This window comes from Wolbachia endosymbiont of Atemnus politus, from assembly GCF_013309895.1.
Window position 1 is genome coordinate 1 of record NZ_JAAXCS010000190.1, and the last position, 1,499, is coordinate 1,499.

At 35.7% G+C, this 1,499-nt stretch carries 2 protein-coding genes; both read right to left on the minus strand.

All coding sequences use genetic code 11. The features are described from left to right. Positions 1–86: 86 nt before the first annotated feature. Positions 87–782, minus strand: coding sequence for a P44/Msp2 family outer membrane protein (locus HET73_RS07405; protein WP_174134293.1), 696 nt, complete (start codon positions 780–782; stop codon positions 87–89). Positions 783–1,107: 325 nt separating this feature from the next. Next, positions 1,108–1,440 (minus strand): YbaB/EbfC family nucleoid-associated protein, encoded by a 333-nt coding sequence (locus tag HET73_RS07410; protein ID WP_343033103.1) that lies wholly within the window; start codon positions 1,438–1,440, stop codon positions 1,108–1,110. Positions 1,441–1,499 lie beyond the last annotated feature (59 nt).

Sequence of the window (1,499 nt, forward strand, 5' to 3'; positions counted from 1 at the left end):
TGGAATCTACATTTCTTTTTTCTAGGTCCCAGCACCAGTTACTTGAATGACAAAACTGGGACGACAAGAAGAGCTGCTAAGATGGACTAGAAGTTAAATGCTACTCCAGCTTCCGCACCAATAGTGCTGTAAAGGACTTTTAACCCGTTTTTATTTGTATCATTAGCGTCTTTTTGAAAACTAGCACCATAAGAACCGAAATAGCGAGCTCCAGCAAAGAATTTTATTTCTGGAGTCACGTCATAACTGACACCAGCTTTTGCTTGATAAGCAAAACCAAATCCAGAATCTTTATCACCGGTAATTTTTGTCGCTAAAGGGTTCTTGATGTACGCTGCACCAACACCAACACCAACATATGGAGTGATAGGCATGTCTTCAATTGCTACATCGTAATAGACATTAACTAATCCTGAAAATGCAGTTAAGTTATCTGCAACTCCTGGATTAGTTGTTATACCTGTTTCGGTATTTTTGCTTAGCTGTGAGTAAAGTGCCTCAATATCAACTCTGATATCGTCCATTTTGTAACCAAATGCACCACCACCAGCCAAAAAAGAAGCCTTGAAAGGATCAACATCAGTAACAGCAGTATCATTCTTCTTAACTGTAATGTTATCGATCTTTGTTTTAAAAGGTAAAAATTCACCGTTGTACTGCAGACGAATGTAGTAGCTAGTTTCTTCATCAGCTATTGGACCAACAGGATCTGAAAAAGCAGCGTTTGATAAACTTAGCAACGTCACTAAAGCGGTTGCTGAAAAAAACTTTTTATAATGCATAATTGCCCTCGTTAAAAAAAAAATTAAAATTCCACTTTAGCAATTTAAGTAAAAACTAAAGTTAAGTCAAGTACTAACTTAATAACATAAAATATTTGACATTTAAACCAATTTTTAAGGGTAAGGTAAAAATTTTATTAATAAAAAGATAATTATATAACTTTTTACCTTTGATTTTTGGTATTTTCTTACTGACTCTAGTATTTCTTTGCTTTCTGCATCACTACTGCGATTTCTTTTATCTTTGCATGACATTTCAGGTACATTATACGAAACAATTCTAGTACCAAAGATACAGAAACCTAGTTAGCAATACAGAGAATTTTTAAAAGGGGAGTTTAAACCCAGGCGGTAACCCCATCATACCTGCAAGATCAGAGGTCGCATTTGCCATGTCTTCCTCTGCCTTTTTAATGGCATCGTTGAACGCTGCTGTTACTAAATCTTCTACTATATCTTTTTCCTCGTTTCTCATAAGCTCTAAGTCTATGCTTACTTTCTTAGCTTTGTAACTACCTATTTTTACAACTTCCACCAACACAGAAACTTTGCCACCCCCAGAGATACCTTGAAACTCTTTTCCAATGTACTTCTCTTGAGCTTCCGCAAGCTTTTTTTGCATCTCTTGCGCTTGCTTCATTATTTGACTAAAATCCACAACTCACTCCTTATTTTCTATATTAACTACCTTTGCACCCTTAAACGTCTCAAGTATAT

Excerpts from the sequence above, each read along its gene's own strand:
- HET73_RS07405 (WP_174134293.1), bottom strand. The coding sequence starts at position 782 with ATGCATTATAAAAAGTTTTTTTCAGCAACCGCTTTAGTGACGTTGCTA.